This is a genomic window from Pseudoalteromonas sp. S4741, assembly GCF_005886135.1.
GTDB classification, from domain to species: Bacteria; Pseudomonadota; Gammaproteobacteria; order Enterobacterales; family Alteromonadaceae; genus Pseudoalteromonas; species Pseudoalteromonas tetraodonis.
In genome coordinates, this window is record NZ_PNCN01000142.1 from 1 (window position 1) to 4,299 (window position 4,299).

Here is a 4,299-nt window from a genome sequence, read left to right on the forward strand (position 1 = left end):
ACCTTTAACCTTTAACCTTTAGTTTATTTACTATTTAAAAAGCTATTGACTGATTTCAGTTCGCGGTTTTTAAGTGCAATACAGTCATTGGTGCTCTCTGCAAGTTTACTTAACGTACGCGCATAACCGGGTACAGCTTCCAGTTTAGCGTCAAAGAAACTTTGCGTTGTAGCTAAACTGTCAGCATCACAGCTGGCGGTAGTAAAGTAAGGTAAGTTAGGCACAAAAAATGGTGGCAAGCTTGCTGTTACTTTATCGTAGTTGCTATAAATCCAATCAATAAACAGTGCTTGGCGTTCATCGGTGTAACTTTGACCCGATAAAATAGTACGCATATCAGAAGCCGTTACTTCGTCTGTTAAGCTATACGCCAGTACCGCTTTTTGTAGTTCAGGTTTACCAAAGTAACCCATTGCTGCCAGCATATTGGTTCGCACTTGTGGATCTTTGGTGGTTTTAAAGGTTGTCATAAACTGATCTAGCAACGCCTTATCCCCATGAAAAGCCGCAAGACGTAAATAAGTAGCTGCTAAATAAGGGTCTACCTTTTGTGGATCGTTTAGGTAAGCTTGTGTTTGCTGTTTGGCTTTATTGATCACATTTTTATCTTCACCATCAAACCCTAAGCGTGATACCACCGCGGCACGAAGTTGAGCTACTGCACCATCTTCGCCCATTTTTGCTTCTAGGCCATATTTTTTAGCGGCAGGCATCACCGCATTTTGAATAAACGTAGGCCATAAATCTTTATTGCTATCGTCTTTAAAAGTACGCTGCTGTGACGCTAAATAACCTAAAGCAGTATTAGCCACGCGAGGATGACTATCGCTGGCAAAAACTTCAAGCGTTTGCATCAGCTTAGCCGCTGAAATGACACCGGCATCAAGTAGGGCATCTGTTGCCGATAATAGGGCTAAGCGTTCACGGTCGTTTAATACCGTAGCTGCATTATCTATTAGCGCATTAAATTGCGCATCATCCATTACCCAACGGTAATAACCTAGCGCGCCTTGATCTGGATAAATCCACTCTGGTTCAAAGTCTAATGCTAGCGTTTGGCTTTGTTTATTTAATAATACATTGGCTGTTTGTACTTTATCGCCAGCACCATATTTAATCGCAACCGGTACATTCCACAGTTGAGCAGGGGCTTCAACACCGGCATTGGCAAAACGACTTTGCGAAATCGTGATGCTCTTACCTTGCTGCTTAACGTTAATTAGCGGGAATGACGATTGTTCAATAAACGATTTTAAAACGCTCGCTACATCTTTATTTGAAGCCTTACCAAGTGCTTCCCATAAATCGGCAGCTTCTGCATTTTTATAGGAGAATTCTTTTAAGTAGTTCTGAATACCAGCTTGAAATGCCTCTTCGCCAATCCAGTTTTCAACCATCGCCAGTACTGAGCTGCCTTTGCTGTAGGCAAGGCCTAAACCATCCATAATATCGGCTTCGGTTTTAATTGGTTTACGAATTGGCTTAGTGCTTAAACGTGCATCTAACGCCATTACGTTGTTTTGTGGTAAATCTAGGTGTGATTCAAACTCAGGATTAAGCTGCTTAGTAATTTTTGCCGCCATCCAGCTTGCAAACGCCTCGTTTAACCATAAGTCGTTCCACCACTTCATAGTCACTAAGTTACCGTACCATTGGTGAGCTAATTCATGGGCAATAATAGAGACATTACGTTGTTTTTTACTACGCGTTGCAGCTTCTAAATCAACCAGAAGAATATCTTCGCGGTAAGTCACTAAGCCTGAGTTTTCCATAGCGCCAAACGGAAACTCTGGAACAGCCACTGAATCTAGCTTTTTATATACATAAGGAATACCAAAGTAGTCTTCAAGTGCGCCCAGTACTTTAGGCATGTTCTCTTTTGCATATTGCGCTAAATGAATTTTACCTTGTGGGGTGATCACACGCCCAGGAATAGGCATGCCTTTAATTTCTAGCTCTTCAAATGGACCTACAGCCATAGCCACTAAGTAAGATGGAATTGGTGGCGTTTTATCAAAGTAATGGGTGGTCATATCGCCATTCACCGTCGTTTTTAGCTCAGGTGTATTTGAATACACTTTTTGTGAGGTGGGGGCGGTAATGGTTAACTGAAACGGAATTTTATAGCTTGGTTCGTCAAACACCGGAAATGCACGGCGCGCATCACTCATTTCAAATTGCGTGAACAAATACGGAACGCCTTGATCTAGGGTTTTATATAACCCCACACTCTGGCGGTTATAAGGCGCTGAAAAATCTATTTTTAAGGTGTATTTACCTGGCTGAATTTGCTCTTCACAGCTAAATTTAACTTTACCTGTTTTAAGCATTTCGCTGTTTAAATCACAGTTTTGCTCACCTAGTAGTTGCACCATTTTAGTTGCATAATCAACACCATTAAGTTCAATGTAGTGTGTTGGTTTGAGCACTTCTAAGCTGATCTCGGTCATTCCTGTAAAGGTATCCTGACTTGGGTCGAGCGTTAAAGCGACTTTTTGTGAACTTGGCTTTGCGAGTTTTTCAATGACGAATTCGTTAGCGTGAGCAGCATTCATCGCAAGCGCAACACTCACGGTTAAGAGGCTTTTTAAAAACATAGTTATCCCTAGATTTTTTGTTGTTAGAAACAGTCATATAGACGGCTCTTCATCTTAACAGCTTTTTTTATTAGAGTAAGCGCAGATCGCTAAGGAAAAGAGTAACAAAGTTTGTCAGTGGCTATCTCGGGCTAAAAACCGCTGCCAATGAATATGGGAATTGATAACCCGGATCTGTTGTAGCACCTTATTTAACAAGGCTATATCGTTAAAGTTATCATGAGGGTAATCATTAAAGCCCATTAAGTAATTAAAGCAGTCTTTGTTGCCTGCTTGCAGGGCATAAATACGAATTTGCTGTTCAAAGTTAAGCCGTAAACTACTAATGGCGGTTTTCATACCGAATTGATCCACCGAAGGAATTGCACATTTTTGCAAATATCCTGCGCGTTCACCCTCTCCTGAAAACCATATGCGCACTTTTTCGCTATAGCGCCCTGTTTTAGCGGGAAGATCAAACATTAAACGGGAGTGGTTTTGCGCTTCTACATAAGCTAAATAGTCATTAAATCCGGCACTAATAAGGGCATGATGAACAGGCACTAAACGTGGCTTAATTTTACCGTGGGTATGAAAACTAAAACAGAGTATATTATTTTTAAGTATTAGGTCATCAAGGGTTAAGCAGCCAATTTCATCACTGTAAGCGCCACTGTAATAAGCAATTAAGGGCAGCCAAAAATGCCAGTGTTTAGCTTGTTCGCGGGCAAGCCGTGTATCACTATAAATATATCCGTTATAGAGCGTATGCAGCTCCATAGCTGAAAATGGACGACGACCAAGATGGGTTTTCAACGTATTACCTTGACAGTTTTTATTATTTTTATACCCCAACTAACCATTGCTGTTAGTTGGGATAATGTCGGCAAACTAACGCCTAAAACTTATTCGCTTAGCGCGCGAGCTAAACCAACTGGTTCAATTTCTACACACACCTGATCGTCATTCCAATTTAAGCCAACCAGAGCATCATCAGATTTAAGGTCTTCAACCCAATCATCTAAAAACTCATCAAGGTTTATTTCTACAGGGCTGTAGTCTTGCCACTCTTCTTTACATTGTGCTTGTGCTGCGTCTTGTGATTCCCACAGTAAAAGTACATCGGTGTCGTCAAACTGATTTGACTCACATACAACAAAGCCACCATCATCGGCACCCAGTGCCCAGATCTGCTCACTAACACGTACTTTTTCTACAAAGCTAACTAGTTGTGATTCAATTTCGATATCGCTCATGTATCCACCTTTTAAAATTTAAGTCGAGGGTTGGTATTTTTAGCCGCTTGACGCTGACTAAACGCTTCATAAAACTTAACTAATTGCGGCTGCGAGCTAAAATCAGTGAGTTCACGAAAGCATATCCAATCAAGTAAGCAGTATAAACTGATGTTGAGACATTCACAGCTTTTAAATTCATCATCGCATAAATGATCATTTAAATAGTGTAATGTTTGCGCAACTCGCTCATTTTGCAGATTAAAAAACAGCTTATCGGCTAGCGTATCAAATCCAGAACGTTGGCATAACAGTAATTCAACCAATGAATCATTGCAGGCATTGATGCTAGGGCCTGTTGACCTTTACGGATTAAAATTTCTTCAAACTAGGGGCGATTTAATCGCGGCGCGAGGTTTGTAACCTAGTGGGCTAAGTAAAAACCGAGCAACAAAGAGTAAATCGCCCCTAGGCAGAACCCTTCGGGC

Annotated in this window: 3 protein-coding genes and 1 pseudogene; all 4 read right to left on the reverse strand. The window is 41.1% G+C overall.

Going from position 1 to position 4,299, the window contains the following annotated elements:
- Positions 1–23 precede the first annotated feature (23 nt).
- Positions 24–2,597 carry a M1 family metallopeptidase gene (locus tag CWC30_RS16190; protein WP_138627619.1) on the reverse strand — a complete coding sequence of 858 codons (2,574 nt, stop codon included), beginning with the start codon at positions 2,595–2,597 and terminating at the stop codon, positions 24–26.
- Between the two features lie 114 nt (positions 2,598–2,711).
- On the reverse strand, positions 2,712–3,392 hold the full coding sequence (locus CWC30_RS16195; protein ID WP_138627620.1) for a site-specific integrase: 681 nt from the start codon (positions 3,390–3,392) through the stop codon (positions 2,712–2,714).
- 89 nt (positions 3,393–3,481) lie between these two features.
- Entirely contained in the window at positions 3,482–3,832 is a 351-nt protein-coding gene (locus CWC30_RS16200; protein ID WP_013464070.1) for a DUF2750 domain-containing protein, read from the reverse strand.
- Between the two features lie 11 nt (positions 3,833–3,843).
- Positions 3,844–4,161: pseudogene (locus CWC30_RS16205) on the reverse strand (glutathione S-transferase family protein); the annotation flags it as partial.
- Positions 4,162–4,299 lie beyond the last annotated feature (138 nt).

What these genes read in the sequence shown, in the direction of transcription:
- CWC30_RS16200 (WP_013464070.1), bottom strand. Translation starts at nt 3,832, where the DNA reads ATGAGCGATATCGAAATTGAATCACAACTAGTTAGCTTTGTAGAAAAA.
- CWC30_RS16190 (WP_138627619.1), bottom strand. Translation starts at nt 2,597, where the DNA reads ATGTTTTTAAAAAGCCTCTTAACCGTGAGTGTTGCGCTTGCGATGAAT.